This is a genomic window from Desulfofundulus thermosubterraneus DSM 16057, from assembly GCF_900142025.1.
GTDB classification, from domain to species: Bacteria; Bacillota; Desulfotomaculia; order Desulfotomaculales; family Desulfovirgulaceae; genus Desulfofundulus; species Desulfofundulus thermosubterraneus.
In genome coordinates, this window is record NZ_FQZM01000019.1 from 1 (window position 1) to 21,822 (window position 21,822).

Here is a 21,822-nt window from a genome sequence, read left to right on the forward strand (position 1 = left end):
TCCGGCCACAGAAATTTGCCGCGATGACGTTGCGTTGATAAAAACCGTGTTTTTGAGGGGGTGCCTTGACCAGACAACCGGGGTTGGGGCATGAGAGTGGGGTGAATATGTCAATGGGAATTTTTTAAAAGCATGTAAAAGAACTTGAGAAAAGAAAAATAAATCACCCTCCTGGAAAAATAATTTATTCCAGGCAATAGTAACTACTAGCATTAGCTGGGGTTACTGATTAACCACTGTCCTTTCCGGTTTAGTGTAGGCCCGGTTATCGCGCAGCATAGCGTAAACGAGCCGAACCAGTTTTCTGGCTGTTAAGACGCAAGCACGTTTATGGTGATGTTTTTTCGCCTCGGCGTATTTCCGCTGATAGTACTCCTGATACTCTGCGTTGTGCATCCGAACGCAGTTGGCTGCTTCGATCAGGTAGTACCGGAGGTAAGCGTTGCCGCTCTTGGTTAAAGGGGTATCTTCGCCGACAAATCCTGCCGACTGATTTTCTTTCCAGGTCAGGCCGGCAAACTGGGCCACTGCATCATCATCGGGGAAGTTTTTGACGTTACCTATTTCGGCAATGATTCCGGCACTTAAAACCGGCCCCAGGCCCGGAATAGTCAGTAAAGGATTATTAAAGCCCGCCATCTCCTGGGTAATCGCTTTGTCGGTTTCCTTCACCTGTTTTTGCAGGTGGCGGATAGTTTGCAAAGTAGAGGCCATAATCCTGTTGACCGGGTCCTTGAGTTTGTCCGGTAATTTGTAAGAATCCCGGGCTGCCTTTTGGAACTCGGCCGCTACAATCTCGGGTGTGGTAATCTTGTTTTTGCTCTTTTCGGCCAGGAACTGAGCTAGTTCTTCCAAAGGAGCGGCTGCAATTTCCTCGGCGCTGTAGTACTCGGTGACCAAAGCCGCCGCGCTGGCTCCCAGGGGACTGGATAGCGGGCAGGCCTGGGCCAGCCTGCTACACTTCAAGAACAGGTATGAGAGGAAGTAATTCTTCTCCCGGGTCAACTGCTGCACCAGGTGGTAGCGGTGCCGGGTCAGCCGCTGCAAAGGAAGGTAGCGCTCGTCGGGCGCAAAGGGTTTGGGCAGTTGGCCGAACCGGACCCGGTTGGCGGCCACCCAGGCGTCGATCCAGTCATTTTTCGGGAGGTTTTTGAGGGACTTTTTCTTTGGGTTAAAAATATACACCTGTGGCCCAAAGGGTGCTAACTCTGCCGCCCCGGTCAGGTACAAAGCCAGGTGCCAGGTATAAAAAGAGGTGGCTTCCATCCCGAAGGCGACCGCCTGAAAACCATGCCTGGCTAAAGCCCGGCAGGTCTCCCGGACCAGGGCTACGGCGCCGTCGGCATCATTGGGGAAAGCAAGGCGGTTCCAGCAGTCGTTGCCGCTGTCGTCAATGAATCTCGCCTTATTTTCCTTCAAGCCGACGTCGATTCCGACGTATAACATCAAAATCACCTCCTTCCCAATGACCTGGGAGGCTAACAAGACTTTGGGGTTCCCCAGCAGCTCTGACCTCATTTTGCAGCCTTGCGGCATTAGCACTTTCCTGGCTTTTGGCGATGCACAAGCCGGCTGCTGCTACCGGGCCAAAAGGTAGGTGTGCAGAGTGGGGGTTAGCACTACAGGTCAGCAGTGGGGACGCAGTCTTTCTAAGCACTGTTATGCAGGGAGTGGTAGCGTTTCCCCAAAACCAGCCTCGCGGCAAAGATTCTCCTGGAGAACCCCAAAATCCTGCGTGTGAGCCTGTGGATATGCCGCTCGTGTGGACTTGTGGACAGGCGGAGTAGATCTTACTCCCGCCAGGGGTTATTAAACCGAAAAACTTGGTTTACAGGCGGCCCTTGACCTAATTCTCGCCTGTCCACAGGGTCCACACTCGCTTGGACAACGTTTCGCGTTGCCCACATATCCACAGGCTCGGCGGCGATGAAATCATCATCATGACCATATCATTATTTGATTTTCAAAGAGCAAGCTTAAAGATTATTACGTTCCAATTACTATCATACAAGGTGGGTTGGGGAAAAGGAAAATCTTTGCCCAGGCGGGCGTATTCTTCCGGCGGTACAGGCGTGTAAAATATCTGCTGCATGGCGGTCACTTCCAGCAAATATTCTACCTGTTCCACAGCCGGAAGAAAAGGGGTCAATCACTGGTTGTCATATTCTGGTGAATAGACGGACTGACTGACCTGAAATACCAAAACAATATGCGAAGCAGTTGCAGATTATTCTGGTATCGGAAATAGTTGCAGATTGTTTAGTCTGCGAAAATGGGCAGGGGTTGGGCTAAATTAAAGTGAGAATTGACACACCGGACCGGGGTCGGTGACGGAGTAAATGTAATTCTTGTATCCCAGCCGCTCTTTGATGATGCTGCGCTGCCAGCCGCTCACCTTCCGGGAAAGACCCCTGCTCCTGGCCTTCCCGCGCAGGTGGGCAAGGTCTTCGTAGGCAATTATCTTCGGTCGCCGTTTCTTGTAGAATTCGTTAAACGCCCGGTTGATTTCGTTCTCGCACCTGGTCCGGTATTTTTTGTTCCTTTTGGTTTGCTTAATAAGGCCCAGGTTGTGTTTTAAGATGCGCCGGGCCTTGTTTGGGTCCTGTTCGAGGAACTTCCGGCGCAACAACCACAGCTTGCCGCGCTTCCGGCTCTTGTCCAGGATGTGGTCGGACATTTCCTGCAGGGCCTCGCCGTATTCGGGCCGGTATTTTCTGCCCGTGTCGTCGGTGAATACTTCTGTTACACCCAGGTCGATGCCCGCTTCTCCCTCGCCGGGCGGGTAAGTCCGCGGTTCCCTGGTCAGGTGGATTTCTACGCAGTTTTCTTCGGGAAGAAGCACCACCCGCAGGTTGCCTTCTATGGCATGTACTCCGGCCAGCGGGATAACTACCCTCTCACCGGGGGGTAACGTTGCTATAGCGATGTACTGCCGTGTTCCGGTAGCAAATACCCGGTACATCTGCTGGTCAATGGTGAAGCTGCGGGCTCTTTTGACGCGAGGCTTTCTGCCCAGGACGCGCCGAAAAACGCGCTTCAGGTATTTTCTCACTTTAGCGCGGCCTTCCGCGTCCAGCTTTATCTCTTCGTTGGCCACGTCTTCGCCAGTGAAGATAGCCTGGATGCGCTTCCAGTCGCGGCCGTACTTTTCATGTTTATACAGCAGCAAGTTGGCGTAGTGCTTTTCTTCATCGGTCAGCCCTTCGTGGCGGTAAAGGTATTCTTTGACTTCGACGACGGCGGCCTCCCACTGCCTCTCCAGGGTGTAAAGAGCGTCTTCCAGGGCCAGCTTCCACTGCCGGGCCTGCAGGCCAAAAGGACTTATAAAACCCGTTGAAACTAATTCGTCCCGCAGCTTCCGCTTTTCGCCCAGATAGTGCAGGTATTTTACATGCCCGTACCCCACCAGAAAGGCGTCCTTCTGCCGGGCATATGCTTCTGCCGTTTCAGTTATTCTGGCCCACTTCTCATTGTTCAGCGGCAGGCTCTTCTGCCTTACCGTCTGCTGCATTTTTTAACGCCTCCCGGACGGTTCTGGTGAGCTTTCGCGCTTTATATGTCCTCTGGCCGTAGAGTTTGGCCGCAAAATGCTGGACGATGCTAATCAGGTCTTCGGTCAACTCCTGGGCCGGGGACATGTCTTCGGCTTTGTTGACCACCAGTATTTCGCAGCCGAATTTGGCGAATAGCTCTTCAAAAAAGTCAAAGCCAAACCGCACCAGGCGGTCCTTGTGGGCAACGATAACGGTTTTGACTTCTCCCCGGGTGACCATGCCGCACAGCTTCAGGAAATCCTTGCGCTTATAATTGAGGGCGGAGCCGACGTCGAAAAGTATTTCGTCCACGGTCAGCCCCTTGCCGGCGGCAAAATCCTTCAGGTACTCAAGCTGGTTTTCCAGGTCCGGTTTCTGGCCGGCTGATGACACCCGGGCGTATAAAACAATTTTCTTTGGTTCCTGGCGGTTCTTTATACCCAGTGCCCGGTAGAGCATCTCTTCAGTATACCTTCGCTTGTTGGTTGGTGTACGTAAAGCAACCAGCTTGCCTTCTTTATCCCACGCTCGAAGCGTTGATACACTGACACCAAGTTTTTCGGCAAACTCGCTTATTGTGTAAAGTTTCATAAAATACCACCTGATATTAATTTATATCAGATGGTGTTGGTTGGCAATACCTAAGGGAAGAAGCTGTTTTCTACGTCCTAGCCAAAGTGAGGGAAGAAATGTTTCAATCCCTCGCTCTCCCATCAGCCGCTGCAAACGACCCTGGCGGTGACTTTCCAACAGGGCGTTGACGAGGTCCAGGCAACGGTAGAAACGGACGATCCTCCCCTCCATGCAGACCCGAACCCCCAGGGCGATGGCCAAATACGTTTTGCCGGTGCCCACGGCCCCAAGCGCCAGCACGTTTTCACAGCGCTCGATGAAGGTGAGTTCTGTCAGATGGGTGATGGTGGTGGAGGCCGGTAAGGTCACGGGCTTCCAGTCAAAGTCATTCAGCGTCTTATGGGCCGGGAAACCCGCCTTCTTGATAAGGTGGCGGACTCTGTTAGCCCAACGCGCTTCCAGTTCGGCTGCGAACAGGTCGGTCAGGTATTGTTCCCGGTCATGGCAGGTGATCTCCAGGTAAATAGACGGGATATATGCCAGTTTTAAAGCCTTACACTGCTCCTTCAACGACAACTTGGTCACGGAGTTCACCACCTTTGTGCAGCTTTTTTGCACTCTGGTGGGATATGGGAACCGAATGCTTAAAAAATTTCATCGGTTGGGCGGGGCTGTAGTCATCCTGGACGAAGTGCAGAATATCCCGGTGGAGTAATGGCCGCTCGTTGAAGAGAGCCTGCGGCAGGCCTGCGTGCATCTCGATTTGCGGGTTATTTTGATGACGGCTACCGATTCAAGAAAAAAAGAAATTATCCGGCAGGAAAATTGTAGCATTCCGGCGAAATTGCGTAAAGAAATGAATCCGCCAACCTTCTTCATAAACTACAGGGTTTTTGCGTTATATTATGTAAAATGTCCGCCGGGAGTGTTCGCCGTGCCGGGTGGTATAAAGAAAGACGCCGCGCGGAGCTTAAGGCTTAAAACGCTCCAGGCTCAAAAAGAACTCCCGCAGGTGGAAAGAGCACGGTGTCGCTGAACCGAAGCGCAGGGGTAAAGCCCTGCGTGCATCCGCTTAGCATATAGAATCGGTCGTGCCCGGCTGTTGCTGTATACGGCAGCCGGCGGGTGAGGAAAACGAAACTGCTCAGGTTTTTTTTGCCGGGATAAGAGAACAGGTAGCAATGTTTGTCGTTTCCCTGGTAAGTGAAAATGTTTTGGGGAAGGCTGGTGTTTTCATGCGCCTTATGGTAACCCTGGAGAGCCCGGGGGAAATTATACTTCCCGTCCATTACAACTACCTCTTACAGGCTGCCATTTACCGCCAGATTACCCGGCCGGCCTTGCGGGAGTTTTTGCATGAGCAGGGCTTTGCTCTGGGCCAGCGCCGTTTTAAGTTATTTACTTTTTCACGCCTGATGGGACGGTTGCGGCTTGATCGGGCGGCAGGTAAAATTGTTTTCAAGCCCCCCTTTGATCTTGTTGTGTGTTCACCCATCCCCTTTGTTCTGGAGGAGATAGGAAATGGCCTTCTCCGGGAAGGGAACATGCGCCTTGGGGACAGTCTTTTAGAGGTACGTGCTGTTAAAGTGGAGGATGTGGTGGTGCGGTCAAGTCCCATTCTGGTGCGGATGCTTTCCCCGGTGGTGGTGTACAGTACCCTGGAGACTGGAGGAAAGCGCTACACTTACTACTATTCACCTTTTGAGCCGCGTTTTAAAGAGCTCATTTTGACCAACCTGTCTAAAAAGTATCTTTTGATCTTCGGGCAGCCCGGGGATGGGGAGGGTTTTGATATCTCGCCGGTCCGGGTAAGGCCTTCCGACCTGAAAATCATGGAATACAAGGGAACGGTTATTAAGGGTTGGATGGGTACATACAGGCTTGTTGGGGATCCGCAGCTTTTAGAGGTAGCCCTTGACGCCGGACTTGGAGGGAAAAATTCCCAGGGGTTTGGTTGTTGTACGGTGGAGGGTCGGTGCGGTGGGGAGCCTTCTTCGGGGAACAGCCAGGGTTTCGGCATGTTCCGCGTCGTGTCCCGTTAAAGGTGATGGCGGCCGGTTATCGGGCGTAGGCGGCCGCTGTAGCAGGTTTTTCTAAAAAGCTTTCCACAGGTGTCCTGCTGGCCTGGGCGACCGAGGCGCGTCAAAAAGGCCTGCTGCCGCGGGAAGAACCTGGTGTCGACCTTGCCTTCGGTAATACGGAAGCTTATCTGAAGGCGGTAAATAACCTGGGGGCCCAGCCCAACGATTTTTACAGGACGCTGGCCCAGGGGCTTGCCGCTGCGGTTCGCTGTTACGGGGGAGAGGATTTTGCGCTGCTGCGCGGGCATGAGATGGCAGGGTATCATACAGGTTACGGTTACCTTCTCGGTCATGCTGTTGGAGCCCGCCACTCGCACCTGTGCAACGATGGGTACGGGATCGATCAGAGGTCAGGAGGGGGGCTCCCGACGCGATAGTCGATCACCTTCTGGCCGAAGAATGCTGGCGCAATGTTCTAAACATCCTGTGCATCTGCCTTTTTGCTCGCGGCGTTTACGTTGAGGCTACAACCGTCCGGGCGTTGTGGCACAACTGATGAACCAGCAATCATTGCGAATTAACGAAAAAACCCAACCCTGTTTTGGGTAAAGGTTTTTCTCTATGGTGCAGGGGGGCTTTCTTTTTTCATCTCCCGGGTTAACTTGTACAGGGCTCTCTTTTCAATACGGGACACATAGGACCTGGATATTCCCAGCTTCCGGGCGACTTCCCGTTGGGTTGCACGAACGCCACTGATTAAACCAAGCCGCAGGGTCAGAACCTTTTTTTCCTGCGGACTTAGCGCAACAATTCTTTCCAGCAAATTTTTGAGTTCAAGCTGTGTTTCCACCATTTCGGAGACAATTTCCGGTGGTGTACCCAGGGTTTCGATCAAGGTGATTTCATTGCCTTCCTTATCCACGCCTACGGGATCGTATAAAGATACCTCCCGGCGTGTTTTTTTGATCAGTCTCAAATGCATGAGGATCTCATTTTCTATGCACCGGGTGGCATAGGTGGCCAGGCGGGTTCCTTTCTTGGGGTCAAAGGAGTTGATGGCTTTAATGAGTCCGATGGTTCCTATAGAAATCAAATCGTCCGTGTCCTTACCCGTACCTTCATATTTTTTCACTATATGTGCTACCAGGCGCAAGTTGTGTTCTACCAGGACAGCCCGGGCCTTTTCGTCTCCCTTGACAGCCAGGTTTAAGTAGTGTGCTTCTTCTTCCTCGGACAACGGCTGTGGGAAAATGTTACTGGCTGTATAGGAAACCAGGAGCAACAATCCGTTGATCAGGGACAAACAGAGTAAAACCCAGAGGGCCGAAAGCACGCGCCATCCCCCCAAACGGCCGCACTGAATAATCAGTAGATAATATGGAACGTTTGAATTTACTGTGCCTGTCCAGCGGATTGTGTGTTGGTGTAGCAGGACTTGGTGGACCACAGGTCGAAGTATGTTTCCAGGTGAGTGCAATGATTTTAGTTCTTTACGGAACTGCGGAGGCCCGGGAACTAATATCTTTGCTCAGTGCCGGTGGTTATCCGGTACTGGCTACCGCCCTGACGGCCTATGGGGGTACCATGGCCGGTATGGGTGGGGCGGTGGAGGTGTTGCCGGCCCCGGAAAGTGTGGCTGATCTGGCCGGGCAGTTGAAGCATCACAATATTCGCGTGGTGGTGGATGCCACCCACCCTTTTCCGGGCCCTTTGTCCGAAATGGCACGGCTGGCCTGCATGAATTTGCAGGTGCCCTATGTGCGCTACCAGCGTGAGGAAACCAACCTACCGGATGATCCGCTTATTCACCCCGTGGATTCCTGGGATGAAGCGGTACATTTAGCAGCTCGACTTGGAGATACTATTTTTCTCACCACGGGCAGCAATAATTTAGAACTTTTTGTGCGTTCTCCGGTCATGAAGGGAAAACGTCTGGTGGTCAGGGTGGTGCCGGACCACCGCATAATTAAAAAATGCCAGGATTTGGGTTTTTTACCCCGGGATATTGTGGCCTTACAGGGACCTTTTTCTACCCGTTTTAACCGGGCCATTTTTCAGGCTTATAAAGCGGATGTCATTGTAACGAGGGATAGCGGCCGTACCACCGACACAAAGATCAAGGCCGCTCTGGCTTTGAAGCTGCCGGTAGTGGTCATTAAACGTACCCCACCGACGGGGAATAGTATGGTTTATACCTACCAGCAGGTATTGCGTCTGGTGAAACAGTATCTGGGAGAGCCCGGCTAGGGAAATGGGGGACAAGATGGAGCATAAAGAAAGAGCCGGACCGGTCAATCGCCTGTCTGCATGCGATACAGGCGTAATGGAGACCATCGCCGAACAGTTTACGGGTGTGGTCCTGGTGGGCGGCGGCAGCAGCCGCATGGGTGCCAACAAGGCGTTGATTCGGTTCGGCGGGGAAAAATTATTGGACCGGGTGGTGGTCCGGATGCAGGAAGCCTTCGCCCGGTTGATACTGATCACTAACGATCCGGATAAGTATAATTATCTTGGTCTACCCGTGATTGGAGATATTTATCCCGGGCGAGGACCGTTATCCGGCATTCATGCGGGTTTGTGCGCAGCCTCAACCCCTTATATATTTGTGGTGGCCTGTGATATGCCCTTTGTCGATCCCAAGCTGGCTCTTTACCTGGCCCGGCAGGCTCCGGGGTTTGATGTGGTGGTGGTGCGGGACGGCCCATACCTGGAGCCCCTTTTTGCTGTTTACGGCAGGGGTTGCCTTGAGCCAATCGAGTCGATTTTGCGCAGGGGTTTGCGGGCGAGGGTAGTGGACTTTTTTCCTGCCGTGCGGGTAAAATATATTGAACGTGGGAACTTGTCGGATTTTGCCGGCGTTGATAAAGTGTTTATGAATATAAATACCCCGCAGGATTTGGAGCGGGCGTTGCAGTTCCTGGAGTAGCCTGATTTGTAGAGGAGAACGAAATGTTCAAGCTGCTTTACCCCAAACTGTATGTGGCTAACCTTTTCGATATCGACCTGGCTGAACTGCAAAAAAAAGGTATTTGCGCCATTCTTCTAGATTTGGACAACACCATTGTTCCCAGAGATCAGGATTATTGTCCCGGTGAGATAATGCAGTGGATAAAGAAGGCCAAAAAACACGGGTTCAAGCTTTGTATTGTATCAAATAATTCTCCGGCGCGGGTTCAAGCGTTAGCGTCAAGCCTGGACATACCGGCGGTTTACCGGGCGGTTAAGCCCACCAGGCGTCCTTTCATTCAAGCCATGAAACTGCTGGGGGTGACCCCCGACCAGACTGCCGTCATTGGTGACCAGATTTTTACCGATATGCTGGGCGGCAACCGTTTGGGCCTCTACACCATCCTGGTGGTTCCCCTTCCCGGTCGTGAATTCTGGGCCACACGGCTCTTCAGCCGCCGGCTGGAAAAATTAATTCTTTGTCGTTTGAATCGAAACAAGCCGGGTGGCACGCTGGCCCGCTAGCTACTAAAAAATGGATGTCCGAACGGAGCGAGCACGTGCAAACCCCAGGCTAGTACTATTTCAGGACAGGTGGTCCCCGTGAGCGAACTGATTAGCGGTCGTACCAGGGTTTGCGGCCTTTTCGGCTTTCCGGTGGAACATTCCTTTTCGCCGGCCATGCACAATGCGGCCTTCAGGCATCTGGGCCTGGATTTTGTTTACGTGGCCTTCGCCGTGCACCCCCGGGAGCTGGAAAGAGCGGTGGCCGGGATCCGGGCGCTGAACCTGGCCGGGGTCAATGTGACCGTGCCCCATAAAGAAAAGGTTATACCTTATCTTGATGAGTTGACCGCCGGGGCCCGGCTGGCCGGGGCGGTGAACACCATTGTTCACCGGGACGGGCGCCTGGTGGGACACAATACCGACGGGGCCGGTTTTGTGCGTTTTCTGACTGATGACGCCGGGTTTAATCCTGCCGGCAAACGGGTACTGTTCCTGGGAGCCGGGGGCGCGGCCAGGGCGGTGGCCGTCCACCTGGCCCTGGCCGGGGTTGAGCAGGTGCTGGTGGCCAACCGCACCCTTTCCCGGGCGGCAGAACTGGCTGCCCTGATCAATGAAGAGACACCTGCCCGGGCGTGGGCCGTACCCTGGCCGGCGAAAGATGACCGGGTTTTGCCCGAAGGACTCGAGAGGAAGCCGCCGGACGGCCGTGACCCTGAAGAGGGAAAGTTCACCTTCGTTCCGGATACAAATGACGGCGATATTAAGGAACTGACTGCTTTTGTGGATCTGGTCGTTCAGACAACGCCGCTGGGCATGCACCCCCGGGAAGATACCTGCTTGGATTTCCCTTTTGACTGCTTGCGGCCGGGTCAGGTGGTGGTGGATCTGGTTTACAACCCGCCGCGCACCCTCTTTATGGAACGGGCCGTCCATTCCGGCGCCCGGGTCTATAACGGCCTGGGCATGCTGTTGTACCAGGGGGTACTGGCCTTTGAGCTATGGACCGGGGAGGAGGCTCCGGTGGAAGTAATGCGCCGGGCGTTGCCTTTTTGATCCTGTTCGCGGCACGTAAGAGCGCCCACCACCCCGGGTGGATGACCTGCAGAAGAGTTTGTTGAAATAAGGGGGAACGATCCGTATGTTGCGTTATTTAACTGCCGGAGAATCACATGGCCCTGCTTTAACGGCCATCATTGAAGGGTTACCCGCCGGGCTGGCCCTTCCGGAAGATTATGTAAACCGGCAACTTGCCCGCCGGCAGGGCGGCTACGGCCGGGGCGGCCGCATGCGGATCGAGCAGGACCAGGTGCGTTTTCTGGCTGGGGTAAGAGGCGGTTTCACCCTGGGCAGCCCCGTAGCCCTGCATATCGAAAACCGGGACTGGGCCAGCTGGCAGGAGATTATGGATCCCGGCGCTGCTGCCCGGCTCGACCAGCGGGTGGTGACCAGACCCAGGCCGGGCCACGCCGACCTGGCCGGAGCTTTAAAATACGGTCACCGGGATATCCGCAACGTGCTGGAACGGGCCAGCGCCCGGGAGACGGCCGCCCGGGTGGCCGCCGGCAGTGTGGCCCGCCGTCTTCTGGAGGAACTGGGTATAGAGATCATCGGTCATGTGGTGCGCATCGGGCCGGTGGCGGTACCGGAACCGGGCAGGGATGAGGACATCTTGAGCGCCTGCCTGGCTGAAGCCGGCGGGATGGCGGAACAGGGAGCTGTTACCATGCCGACGGGGGTGGAAACTGCTGCCGGGGAAGGCGGGGGAATGTGTTCCGGAGATGTCTCTACCGGTGCCGGCACCAGCGGAGAACGCGAAATGCCGCCTCCCGGTAAATTTCCGGATCTGTTCCATCTGAGGGAACTCCTGGATGCTTCCCCCGTTTACTGCCTCCACCGGGAGACGGCAGAGGCGATGATGCGTGAAATCGACCGGGCTCGGGAAGCCGGGGACTCCCTGGGGGGTGTCTTTGAGATCCGGGTTTACGGCCTGCCTCCCGGCCTTGGCAGCTATGTCCACTGGGACCGCCGCCTGGACGGGCGCCTGGCCGGCGCGCTGATGAGCATTCAGGCCATCAAAGGGGTCGAGATCGGGCTGGGCTTTGCCGGTGCCGCCCTGCCCGGTTCGCAGGTGCACGATGAGATATTTTACAGCCGGGAGAGGGGCTTTTACCGCCGCACCAACCGGGCCGGCGGCCTGGAGGGGGGCGTGACCAATGGTGAGCCGCTGATCGTGCGGGCGGCTATGAAACCCATCCCCACCCTGTACAAACCTTTACGCAGCGTGGATCTGATTTCAAAGGAACCCTTTGCTGCTTCGGTGGAGCGTTCCGATGTCTGTGCCGTACCGGCCGCCTGTGTGGTGGGCGAGGCGGTGGTGGCCTGGGAACTGGCGGCGGCCTGCGTGGAGAAATTCGGCGGCGACACCCTGCAGGAAATGAAAGCAAATTATCAGCAATACCTTGATTATCTCAAGACCAGGATATGGTGATTCCTCGGCAGGACGGGAGTGTGGCGGAGGAGAGGAAATGAAAAATATTGTCCTGATCGGTTTTATGGGGACGGGGAAAAGTGCCGTCGGCCGGCGCCTGGCCGCCCATTTGGGGCGGGAATTTGTGGATACCGACGAGGAGATAGAGCGGGTCACCGGCAAAACCATTCCCCAGATTTTTGCCCGGGACGGGGAGATCCGCTTCCGTTCGGAGGAGGCCCTGGTGGTGAAGAAGGTAGCCGCCAGGGACAACCTGGTGGTGGCCACCGGGGGCGGGGTGGTGCTGAACCCCGAAAATGTGCGGGCACTACAGCAAAACGGCGTGCTTATCGGGCTGGTGGCTGAACCCGGGGTAATTTACCAGCGGGTGAAGCGCAAGCGAAACCGGCCCCTGTTAAACGGTCCGGGAGACATGCTGGCCCGGATCAAAGAATTGCTGGCCGCCCGGGCAGACGCCTACGCGGTGGCGGAATTCACCGTGGATACCGGCCGGCACACCATCGACGAGGCGGTGGAGATGATTATTGCTTATCTGAAGGAACGCGGAATTGTTTGAAACCAGGCAAAACCTGGAAGAACATAAAGGGATACCATACTTTAAATTTTGTGTGAGAAAAGAAAGGACGTCATCCATGCAGGAAGTTTACATAAATCTTGGCATCCGCAGTTACTCCATTTACGTTGACACCGGCCTGCTGCCCCGGCTGGGGGAGTACCTGAAAGTTTTTAAATTAACTCCCCGGGTGCTCCTCATTACCAACCCCGTGGTGGGCTCCCTTTACGGCGCGGTGGCCGAAACCGCCCTTATGAATGCCGGTTTTGAGGTGATCCGGGCGGAGATACCCGACGGGGAGGAATACAAGAACCTGGCCACGGCCGAAAAACTCTACGACCTGGCCTACACCCGCGAACTGGACCGGCGGAGCCCCGTGGTGGCCCTGGGGGGCGGGGTGGTGGGGGACCTGGCCGGTTTTGTGGCCGCTACCTATTTAAGAGGCGTGCCTTTCATCCAGGTGCCTACCACCCTCCTGGCCCAGGTGGACTCCAGCGTGGGGGGCAAGGTGGCCGTCAACCACCCCCGGGGCAAGAACATCATCGGCGCCTTCTACCAGCCCCGGCTGGTCCTGGCCGACCTGGATGTGCTGAAGACCCTGGATCTGCGGGAGGTACGGGCCGGGCTGGCCGAAGTGATCAAATACGGTGTCATTGCCGATCGGGCCTTCTTTGTCTGGCTGGAGGAGAACCTGGAGCGCCTGCTGGCTCTGGAGGCGGAACCCCTGGCCCATGCCGTGGCCGCCTCCTGCCGCATTAAGGCGCGGGTGGTGCAGGAGGACGAAACCGAACAGGGGCGCCGGGCCATCCTCAACTTCGGTCACACCCTGGGCCACGCCCTGGAGGCCCTCACCGGCTACACCGCATACCGCCACGGGGAGGCGGTGGCCATGGGGATGGCGGCGGCGGCCCGGCTGGCGGTGGCCCTGGGGATGTTTCCGGAAGGAGACGCCGTGCGGGTAATCAACCTTATCCGGCGGGCCGGGCTGCCGGTAGAAATACCGCCGGAATTATCCACCGGCGACCTGGTGGCCTCCATGCGCCGGGACAAAAAAGTGCTGGCCGGGCGGCTTACCTTCGTCCTGCCGGTGGAAATAGGCCGGGTGGAGATCGTCCGGGACGTGCCGGAAGAAGCGGTGGGGCGGGTTTTGCGTTTATGCTATAATTAACCAGAGCAGGGTTATCAGAGAGGTGCTGGTGAATGAGCGCGGCCTTTTCCCGGGTTCAAATTCCTCCCAAAGAAGTCTACACCTGTGCCGACTATGCTGCTCTCCCCGAGGGAGCCCCTTATCAGCTCATTGGAGGGAAGCTGGTAATGACCCCTTCGCTATCCACCCGTCACCAGGCCATTTTGCGGCGCCTGGGTGTAAAAATGGCTAATTTTGTTGATGAAAAAGGAGTGGGGGCGGTTTACTTTGCCCCCGTGGATGTTTACCTGCAGGAAACGGCAGTATATCAACCAGATATTGCTTTTGTTTCCAGAGATAGGTTTGCTATCATTGAAGCAGAAAAGATTAATGGTGCGCCTGATCTCGTGGTGGAGATTTTGTCTCCCTCCACAGCTTACTACGATCTGCGGGAAAAGTTTAAGATTTATGCTCGCTGTGGCGTGAAAGAGTACTGGATAGTAGATCCCATAGAGAAAAGCATTGAGCTTTACACCGGAAAGGAAGGTAAGTTCATTCAAGTTGCCAGGGCTGAGGAAACGGGAAGGGTTGAATCTGGTGTTTTAGGGGGCTTTTCTATAGAATTGGAAGAAATTTTTGTAGACGCCCCTTAAAATTTTAAGGAGTTCCCTATGGGAACGTTCGTTCTCTCTGTTAATCATGAAAATCGATCAAGCAAGTTCAATCTGGAATTCGCCTAAAGCGGATTCCGACTATCCCGACGACTATTTTTGAAGGAGAGATTGTCACTTGCCGCTGGCCTGGTTCTGGTTCTTTTCTTTCCTCTTCGGCCTTTGTATCGGCAGCTTTTTAAACGTATGCATTTACCGTCTGCCCCGGGGGATGTCCCTGCTGGCGCCTCCCTCCCACTGCCCGGCCTGCGGCGCACGCCTGGGACCTCTGGATTTAATTCCCGTGGTGAGCTATCTTTTCCTGCGGGGCCGGTGCCGTCGTTGCAGCGGGGCGATTTCCCCCCGCTACCCCCTGGTGGAGCTTTTGACCGGGGCCGGTTTCCTGCTGATTGCCCGGGAACACGGCCTGCACGTTCATACTGCCGGCCTGCTGGTCCTGTTTTCCGTCCTCGTGGCGGCCAGCTTCATTGACCTCGACCACCGCATCATCCCCGACCGGCTCACCCTGTTTGCCCTGGCCGCCGGCATACCTCTGGCCGCCCTCCAGGGTGCGGAGGCTCTCAAAGACGGCTTCTGGGGCTCTGTGCTGGGGGGCGGAATATTATTGATCGTGGCCCTTTTTTCGCGGGGCGGCATGGGCGGTGGGGACGTAAAGCTGGCCTTTGCCATCGGATGGTACCTGGGCTGGCAGGAGACCCTGGTGGCCCTGTTCCTGGCGTTTGTGCTGGGTGCATTTGTGGGGGTTTTATGGGCGCTCAGAACGGGGAGGACCCTTAAAACGGCCATTCCCTTCGGCCCGTTTCTTTCATCAGGGGCCATGCTGGCCGTTTTGACAGGGGATAAGCTTATTTCCTGGTATCTGAACCTGTGGGGTGGTTGAAAATGGCCGCTGTTTACACCAGAAAGCGCCTGGGGGACCTCCTTTTGCAGACCGGGTTGATTACCCGGGAGCAGTTGAACCAGGCGCTCGAGGTGCAAAAGCAGACCGGGGAGCGCCTGGGCCGGGTTCTCATCAACCTGGGTCTGGTCACGGAGCAGGACATCCTGAACACCCTGGAAATGCAGCTGGGCATTCCCCAGATTACCCTGATGGACAAAGTCGACCCCGTGCTGATCAAATCTCTCCCCGAGGCCGTCCTGCGCCGGCATAAGGTGGTGCCTGTGAAAAAAGAGGGACGGCGGCTGATCGTAGCCATGTCCGACCCCCTGAACCTGGTTGCCCTGGACGACATCCGCCTGGCCAGCGGGCTGGAAGTGGAACCGGTGCTGGCCCGGGAAGAGGAAATCGACGCCGTCCTCCAGAAGGTATTCGGCCTTACCTTTGTGGAGCAGGCCTTCGGCCAGCCGGCCGCCCCGGAGGAGCGGGAAATCCAGACTCTCACCCTGGCGGCGGGGGATGAGGTGCCCCCGGAGGAAGCACCGGTGGTGCGCCTGGTCAACACTATCATTGCCCAGGCGGTGGCGGAAAAGGCCAGCGACATTCATATTGAACCACAGGAGGACCGGGTGCTGGTGCGTTACCGGGTGGATGGGTTGTTGAGGGAAGCCCTTACTCTACCCCGGCATATCCGCTCCAACCTTACTACCAGGATCAAAATCCTGGCCGGCCTGGACATTGCCGAAAAGCGCCTCCCCCAGGACGGCCGGTTTCAGGTTAAGTACGGAGAACAGGAAATAGATGTGAGGGTATCCACCCTGCCTACGGTCCACGGGGAAAAGGTGGTCCTGCGTTTGCTGCTTAAGAGCGGGCGAATACTGCCCATTGACCGGTTGGGATTCCACCGCTACAACCTGGATCGTTTTACAGAGGTAATCCATCGCACTTCCGGCATGATCCTGGTCACCGGGCCCACCGGCAGCGGCAAGACCACCACCCTGTACGCGGTACTGGCCCAGTTGAATTCCCCGGAGCGCAATATTGTGACCATAGAGGACCCGGTGGAGTACCTCCTGCGGGGGATCAACCAGACCCAGATCAACGTGAAAGCCGGGCTTACCTTTGCCGCCGGCCTGCGCTCCATCCTCCGCCAGGACCCGGACATCATCATGGTGGGCGAAATAAGGGACGGGGAGACGGCCCAGATCGCGGTGAGGGCGGCCACCACCGGCCACCTGGTGCTCAGCAGCCTGCACACCAACGACGCCGCGGGTGCCCTGACCCGCCTCATCGATATGGGGGTGGAGCCCTTCCTGGTGGCCTCCTCGGTGGTGGGCGTGGTTTCCCAGCGCCTGGTGCGCCTGCTCTGCCCCCGCTGCAGGGAGCCCTACCAGCTCCCGGAAGACGCGCCGGAGAGGATTTTCATGGGCCTGCCGCCCGGTGAGCCGGTGGCCCTTTACCGGGCCGCCGGCTGCCACCACTGCAACCACACCGGTTACCGGGGGCGGACGAGCATCCAGGAGGTGCTGCCCGTGACCCGGGCCATCAGGGAGCTGGTAAATAAAAAAGCTTCTGCCGATGTGATCAAAGAAAAGGCGGTGGCCGAGGGAATGGTCACCTTGAAAGAAGATGGAATAGACAAGGCCCGGCAGGGGATAACCTCCATAGCGGAAGTGATGCGCGTGGCCTATAACGAGTGGTGACGGAAAAGGAAGGTGTTGTGGTGGAATGCATGCCGATGAACTTTTAAAGCTGGCCTTCGAGCTGAAAGCTTCCGATGTCCACCTCACTGTCGGCCGCCCGCCCGTCTTCCGGGTTCACGGAAAACTTTTTGCCGCCGACGAGCTGGGCGCCCGGGCCGTGCCGGGGGTGGAGGATCTGCCCGTCCTCACCGCCGGGGATACCGAGGCCCTGGCCCGCCAGCTGATCCCCGGGGACCGTTTCCAGCAGTTCATGCAGGTGGGCGAGAGCGACCTGTCTTACGCCATCCCGGGAGTGGGCCGCTTCCGCGTGAACGCCTTCAAGCAACGCGGCACGGTGGCCCTGGCCATCCGCCTCATCCCGGAGCGCATCCCCACCTTCGATGAACTGGGCCTGCCCGAGGTGGTGGCCCACCTGGCCAGGCGGCCCCGGGGCCTGGTGCTGGTTACCGGGCCCACGGGCAGCGGCAAGTCCACCACCCTGGCGGCCATGATCGACCTCATCAACAGCGAGAGCCGCCTGCACATCATCACCCTGGAAGACCCCATCGAGTACGTCCACCGGCACAAGAAGAGCCTGGTCAACCAGCGGGAAATCGGCCGGGACTCCCTTTCTTTTGCTGCCGCCCTGCGCGCGGCCCTGCGGGAAGACCCCGACGTCATCCTGGTGGGAGAGATGCGGGACCTGGAGACCATTGCCACGGCCATCACCGCCGCCGAAACCGGTCACCTGGTGCTGGCCACCCTGCACACCACCAGCGCGGCCCAGACCATTGACCGCATTATCGACGTTTTCCCGCCCCACCAGCAGCAGCAGGTCCGGCTGCAGCTGGCCGGCGCCCTGGAAGGAGTGATTGCCCAGCAGTTGCTGCCCCGCAGGGACCGCCCCGGCCGGGTGGCGGCACTGGAAATCCTGGTGGCCACGCCGGCCATCCGCAACCTCATCCGGGAGGGGAAGACCCACCAGATTGTCTCCCAATTGCAAACCGGGGCCAGGTACGGCATGCAGACCCTGGATATGGCTTTAAGAAACCTCGTCCGTGCAGGGGTGATCGGCAGGGAGGAGGCCTTAGGCCGGGCGGCTGATGCCGAAAATTTGTTAAAAATGATTTAAAACAACCAGCTGGTTATTGACTGGCAGGACGGCTCCAGTTAAGATAATCTTAGGAAGAGTGCGGCAAAGCGAAAAAAAGGCAAACCTGCCGAAAGGCAGGGGCGCAAAGCCGCGGGCCTAAAGCGGAGCGAGCCGCCAGGGCAGCCGGGTTGCCGAACTTTCCGGCACGTTCTTCCAGGCGTTTCGCCTGGATTTTTATTTCCGGGAGGTGGTGAGGGGAGCTTTGCCCGTCTATGCCTATCGGGCCCGGGATTTAAGCGGCAGGTTGGTTTCCGGCCGGCTGGAAGCCAGCGGGCCGGGGGAAGCGGCCAGGATGCTGCAGGGCCAGCGGCTTTTCCCCGTGCAGATCCGGGCCGTGCGGGGGGGCGCCGGACTGACTTTGCGGCTGCCTTCATTCCGGCGTGGGGTCAGGTTGAGGGAGCTGGCCCTCTTCTGCCGCCAGCTTTCCACCCTGGTCAGCGCCGGCGTGCCCCTGGTGGGGGCCATGCGCATCCTGGAGCTGCAGGTGGAGGGCCGGGTACTCAAAGAGGTGGTGCGCGGGGTGACCGGCCGCCTGGAGCAGGGACACTCCCTGGCCGAATCCTTCGGCGCCTACCCGTCGGTCTTCCCCGAGATCTTCATCAGCATGGTGGAAGCCGGGGAAGTGGGCGGCGTGCTGGACGAGGTGCTGGAAAGCCTGGCCGGCCATTTCGAAAGGGAACACGAGGTGAGGGAAAAGGTGAAGTCGGCCCTCACCTACCCCACCATGGTCCTGGGCTTTGCCGTGGTCATCCTCACCTTCGTGCTCACCTTCGTCCTGCCCCCCATCATCAACACCATCCAGAACCTGGGTGTGCCCCTGCCCCTGCCCACCCGGGTGGTGATGGGAGCCAGCCGCCTGGTGGGGCGCTACTGGTACCTCCTCCCGCTGTTTCCACTGGCGGCGGCTTTCGGCTTTCAGCGCCTGCGGGGCTCACCCCGGGGCCGGGAGATGTGGGACCGCCTGGTCCTGAAAATGCCCGTATTCGGGCCGGTGCTGAAAAAAATAATCATTGCCCGCTTCGCCCGCACCCTGGCCGCCATGCTCAAAGGCGGGGTGCCCATCATCCAGGCCCTGGAAGTGGTGAAGAAAACTGCCGGCAACCAGGTGGTGGCGGCCGGCGTGGCCAGGGCGCAGGAGAGCGTGCGGGAGGGGCAGGGCCTGGCCGGCCCCCTGGAAGAGAGCGGCATCTTCCCCCCTCTGGTCATCCGCATGATTGCCGTGGGGGAAGAAACCGGCAGCCTGGACGCGCTGCTGGTCCGCATCGGCGCCTTTTACGACCAGGAAGTGAACATCACCGTGGGCCGCCTCTCCAGCGTGCTGGAGCCGGTGCTGATTGTCTTCCTGGGCGGCATAGTAGGGTTCATCGTCCTTTCGGTGCTCCTGCCCATGTTCACCAGCATGATGCAGGGGCTGGGGAAGTAGGGCGGTGGTTTCAAAGGTGTTCTTACATACTCTAACCGGCCATTTAGGCACCGTTTCCAGGTCAATTATTTAATTGACAACCCTTGTTTCTTGTTTTATTAAGACACTACTTTTTGGGGAGGAAAAAACTATGCGCAAAAAACTCAAGGACAACCGCGGCTTCACCCTGGTGGAGCTGCTGGTGGTCATCGCCATCATCGGCATCCTGGCCGCCATCATCGCCCCCAACGCCTTCAAGGCCATTGAAAAGGGCAAGGTGGCGGCGGCCGAGGCGGATTACAAGGCAATTAAAGCTGCGGCGTTGAATTTTTATACGGATACTGGTAAGTGGGCGCCTAGCTATACATCGACAGTTCCTGACTCTTACCTTGTGACAGAACCCACGTCCGGTTACGATGGCTGGAACGGCCCCTACATAGAGCGCTGGCCGAGCAGGAACCCGTGGGGCGGAAAGTATTATTATATTAAAGATGGCGATTGGGATTTTGATGGTAATAATGATTCAGGTTACAGGTTTTTACAATTGGATACGGTTCCAGCCAGCGCCATCGACAGGTTGATTAGTGACCTCGGAAGTGACGTTGCGAAAAAGAAGAGCGATAACACGTTAATTAATATTCTGATCTCAAAAGACTAGTTCCCTAACACATAAATTAATGCATAAAAATTAACATTTTTATTATCCAATTTAGAGAACAAAAACTAATCCTTTTGAAAGATTTCACAACTGTTTAACGAACAAAAAAAGGCTGTTTTTAACCATGCTATTTGAACCGATCCTTTTTGTAAAAGAGTTTAAGAACTTTTGTGTCGCGGTACCAGACGTAATTTTAAGTGCCGCCGGCGCCCTCCGGCGCCGGCGGCACACAGCCCCGGCCGGAAATCGCCGTGTGCCCCGTTTCGGCGGGGTTGAAGTAGTGAACCGGATCCTCTTTTTCCCGTGAGAGGATGTGAGCCATTGATGTTCGGTTTGCCGATCCTGCGCCGCAACAATCGCGGCTTCACCCTGGTGGAGCTTCTGGTGGTCATCGCCATCATCGGCATCCTGGCCGCCATCATTGCTCCAAATGCCTTCAAGTCGGTAGAAAAGGCGAAGGTGGCCAAGGCGGAGGCCGACCTGAAGGCCTTTAAGGCCGCAGCACTGAATTACTACACTGATACCGGCCAGTGGCCGGGAGACAAAAATCCAGGCGAAGATCCCGGGTTTATGACTAACGTTTGGAGCGTGGCAGGCTGGGATGGCCCCTACCTGGAGCGCTGGCCCGAAGTAACGCCCTTCGGCGGGCAGTACGACTGGGATAAATGGAGCGACAGAGCAGGGGTTACTATTGCACACGCTCCTAATTTGACGAACAATCTCATGCTTTTAATTGACAGGGATATGGACGATGGCAATTTAGATACAGGCGACGTGGTAAAGCTCGATTACGGGCTTCAGGTAATTCTGCAACGGTGGTAAAGGCTAAGCTAACGTCATTTCCACGCGTGCTGAATGTGCCGGAAGTCGCATTCAGCACGCGGCCCCAGCCAGAAAGAAATTGCCATCTATGTTTTTCCAGTGGTGAAGTAGCAAGCATATGGTGCTAATTTTCTTTCGGAAGCAGGTGAACCGGTGTTTTTTAGTTTATCTAACCTGCGCCGCAACAATCGCGGCTTCACCCTGGTAGAGCTTTTAGTGGTCATCGCCATCATCGGCATCCTGGCAGCCATTATTACTCCCAGCGCCTTCAGGGCGGTGGAAAAGGGGAAAGTGTCCCGGGTCGTTGCCGACGTGCGGGCCATAAAGGCGGCCGGTTACGCATATTATGCCGATACCGGTGACTGGCCGAAGGCAGGGCAGGAGTCCTACGACCCCGGCTCCAGCGATGACTACGGCTTTCTGTACTTCATGAAGGCGGACGGCAGCACCGTTTGGAACGGGCCGTACCTGGAGAAGCCGCCCGGCGTCACGCCCTGGGGCGGTCATTACCGCTACTGGAAGAGCAGGATTACGGGTACTGTCTATGACGCTGCGGGCAATCCCATTGCAGTTAATAACACCAGATGCGCCGTGGTCACCATCGGCGGTTTTCCCGAACAGGGCATCCGCGATGCCGTGGACCGGCGCATCCGGGAGAGTGTCGGTTACTCCTATGTGGGGGAAGAAAACGGCACGTACTACATATCGGTGATCATTTGGATGGAAGGGTTGTAGCGTCGGCGCGCTACCGGTCTGGTTGCCGGAGACCGGGCGTACAATCCGCTTTGTTATAGGCCGGGGGGATTCTGG

General features: G+C 56.7%; 23 protein-coding genes and 1 riboswitch. Of the genes, 17 read left to right on the forward strand and 6 right to left on the reverse strand.

All coding sequences use genetic code 11. The features are described from left to right. Positions 1-222: 222 nt before the first annotated feature. The 5 genes from BUA65_RS08350 to BUA65_RS08370 form a co-directional block, all read right to left on the reverse strand. Positions 223-1,449 carry an IS110 family RNA-guided transposase gene (locus tag BUA65_RS08350; protein WP_072868946.1) on the reverse strand — a complete coding sequence of 409 codons (1,227 nt, stop codon included), beginning with the start codon at positions 1,447-1,449 and terminating at the stop codon, positions 223-225. Between the two features lie 514 nt (positions 1,450-1,963). Further along, the gene (locus BUA65_RS18550; protein ID WP_207543875.1) at positions 1,964-2,110 is read right to left on the reverse strand and encodes a hypothetical protein; all 147 of its coding nucleotides are present in this window, start codon (positions 2,108-2,110) and stop codon (positions 1,964-1,966) included. Between the two features lie 183 nt (positions 2,111-2,293). Beyond that, a complete protein-coding gene (locus tag BUA65_RS08360) occupies positions 2,294-3,511 on the reverse strand; it encodes a transposase (protein WP_072868832.1) in 1,218 nt (405 codons plus the stop codon). Further along, positions 3,468-4,124 (reverse strand): IS607 family transposase, encoded by a 657-nt coding sequence (locus BUA65_RS08365; protein ID WP_072868834.1) that lies wholly within the window; start codon positions 4,122-4,124, stop codon positions 3,468-3,470. The genes BUA65_RS08360 and BUA65_RS08365 overlap by 44 nt, the downstream gene beginning before the upstream one ends. A gap of 21 nt (positions 4,125-4,145) precedes the next feature. Next, entirely contained in the window at positions 4,146-4,691 is a 546-nt protein-coding gene (locus tag BUA65_RS08370) for an ATP-binding protein (protein WP_242656266.1), read from the reverse strand. Positions 4,692-5,341: 650 nt separating this feature from the next. Here BUA65_RS08370 and cas6 point away from each other — a divergent pair. Next, entirely contained in the window at positions 5,342-6,148 is an 807-nt protein-coding gene (gene cas6, locus BUA65_RS08380) for a CRISPR-associated endoribonuclease Cas6 (RefSeq protein ID WP_072868948.1), read from the forward strand. Positions 6,149-6,261: 113 nt separating this feature from the next. Beyond that, positions 6,262-6,564: an aldehyde ferredoxin oxidoreductase C-terminal domain-containing protein gene (locus tag BUA65_RS17620; RefSeq protein ID WP_242656271.1), complete on the forward strand. Its 303-nt coding sequence runs from the start codon at positions 6,262-6,264 to the stop codon at positions 6,562-6,564. Between the two features lie 182 nt (positions 6,565-6,746). On the opposite strand, the gene sigK is transcribed toward BUA65_RS17620, so the two are convergent. Beyond that, complete coding sequence (sigK, locus tag BUA65_RS08390; RefSeq protein ID WP_072868838.1) at positions 6,747-7,460, reverse strand: RNA polymerase sporulation sigma factor SigK; 714 nt, start codon at positions 7,458-7,460, stop codon at positions 6,747-6,749. 143 nt (positions 7,461-7,603) lie between these two features. Here sigK and cobK point away from each other — a divergent pair, with 143 nt between their 5' ends. The 15 genes from cobK (at position 7,604) to BUA65_RS08470 (ending at position 21,747) form a co-directional block, all read left to right on the forward strand. Next, positions 7,604-8,374 carry a precorrin-6A reductase gene (gene cobK, locus BUA65_RS08395; RefSeq protein ID WP_072868840.1) on the forward strand — a complete coding sequence of 257 codons (771 nt, stop codon included), beginning with the start codon at positions 7,604-7,606 and terminating at the stop codon, positions 8,372-8,374. Positions 8,375-8,390: 16 nt separating this feature from the next. After that, positions 8,391-9,053: a molybdenum cofactor guanylyltransferase gene (gene mobA / locus BUA65_RS08400; RefSeq protein WP_207543874.1), complete on the forward strand. Its 663-nt coding sequence runs from the start codon at positions 8,391-8,393 to the stop codon at positions 9,051-9,053. A 23-nt stretch (positions 9,054-9,076) separates the two neighbouring features. Beyond that, a complete protein-coding gene (locus BUA65_RS08405; RefSeq protein WP_072868842.1) occupies positions 9,077-9,598 on the forward strand; it encodes a YqeG family HAD IIIA-type phosphatase in 522 nt (173 codons plus the stop codon). Positions 9,599-9,676: 78 nt separating this feature from the next. Continuing rightward, complete coding sequence (locus tag BUA65_RS08410; RefSeq protein WP_072868843.1) at positions 9,677-10,633, forward strand: shikimate dehydrogenase family protein; 957 nt, start codon at positions 9,677-9,679, stop codon at positions 10,631-10,633. Positions 10,634-10,718: 85 nt separating this feature from the next. Further along, the gene (locus BUA65_RS08415) at positions 10,719-12,068 is read left to right on the forward strand and encodes a chorismate synthase (protein WP_072868845.1); all 1,350 of its coding nucleotides are present in this window, start codon (positions 10,719-10,721) and stop codon (positions 12,066-12,068) included. Between the two features lie 37 nt (positions 12,069-12,105). Next, positions 12,106-12,624, forward strand: a complete 519-nt coding sequence (locus BUA65_RS08420; protein ID WP_072868847.1) for a shikimate kinase — start codon at positions 12,106-12,108, stop codon at positions 12,622-12,624. A gap of 76 nt (positions 12,625-12,700) precedes the next feature. Next, positions 12,701-13,789 carry a 3-dehydroquinate synthase gene (gene aroB, locus BUA65_RS08425; protein ID WP_072868950.1) on the forward strand — a complete coding sequence of 363 codons (1,089 nt, stop codon included), beginning with the start codon at positions 12,701-12,703 and terminating at the stop codon, positions 13,787-13,789. 32 nt (positions 13,790-13,821) lie between these two features. Next, complete coding sequence (locus BUA65_RS08430; RefSeq protein ID WP_072868848.1) at positions 13,822-14,400, forward strand: Uma2 family endonuclease; 579 nt, start codon at positions 13,822-13,824, stop codon at positions 14,398-14,400. A gap of 136 nt (positions 14,401-14,536) precedes the next feature. Continuing rightward, positions 14,537-15,298, forward strand: a complete 762-nt coding sequence (locus BUA65_RS08435; protein ID WP_072868850.1) for a prepilin peptidase — start codon at positions 14,537-14,539, stop codon at positions 15,296-15,298. Between the two features lie 2 nt (positions 15,299-15,300). Further along, the gene (locus BUA65_RS08440; protein WP_072868852.1) at positions 15,301-16,998 is read left to right on the forward strand and encodes a GspE/PulE family protein; all 1,698 of its coding nucleotides are present in this window, start codon (positions 15,301-15,303) and stop codon (positions 16,996-16,998) included. A gap of 25 nt (positions 16,999-17,023) precedes the next feature. Continuing rightward, a complete protein-coding gene (locus tag BUA65_RS08445; protein ID WP_072868854.1) occupies positions 17,024-18,109 on the forward strand; it encodes a type IV pilus twitching motility protein PilT in 1,086 nt (361 codons plus the stop codon). 68 nt (positions 18,110-18,177) lie between these two features. Then, positions 18,178-18,266: riboswitch (cyclic di-GMP riboswitch) on the forward strand. Positions 18,267-18,320: 54 nt separating this feature from the next. After that, on the forward strand, positions 18,321-19,553 hold the full coding sequence (locus tag BUA65_RS08450) for a type II secretion system F family protein (RefSeq protein ID WP_242656267.1): 1,233 nt from the start codon (positions 18,321-18,323) through the stop codon (positions 19,551-19,553). 130 nt (positions 19,554-19,683) lie between these two features. Continuing rightward, a complete protein-coding gene (locus BUA65_RS08455) occupies positions 19,684-20,190 on the forward strand; it encodes a prepilin-type N-terminal cleavage/methylation domain-containing protein (RefSeq protein WP_072868855.1) in 507 nt (168 codons plus the stop codon). A 324-nt stretch (positions 20,191-20,514) separates the two neighbouring features. Then, positions 20,515-21,012 carry a type II secretion system protein gene (locus BUA65_RS08465; RefSeq protein WP_072868859.1) on the forward strand — a complete coding sequence of 166 codons (498 nt, stop codon included), beginning with the start codon at positions 20,515-20,517 and terminating at the stop codon, positions 21,010-21,012. A gap of 153 nt (positions 21,013-21,165) precedes the next feature. Continuing rightward, the gene (locus tag BUA65_RS08470; protein WP_072868861.1) at positions 21,166-21,747 is read left to right on the forward strand and encodes a prepilin-type N-terminal cleavage/methylation domain-containing protein; all 582 of its coding nucleotides are present in this window, start codon (positions 21,166-21,168) and stop codon (positions 21,745-21,747) included. The last annotated feature ends 75 nt before the right edge of the window (positions 21,748-21,822 follow it).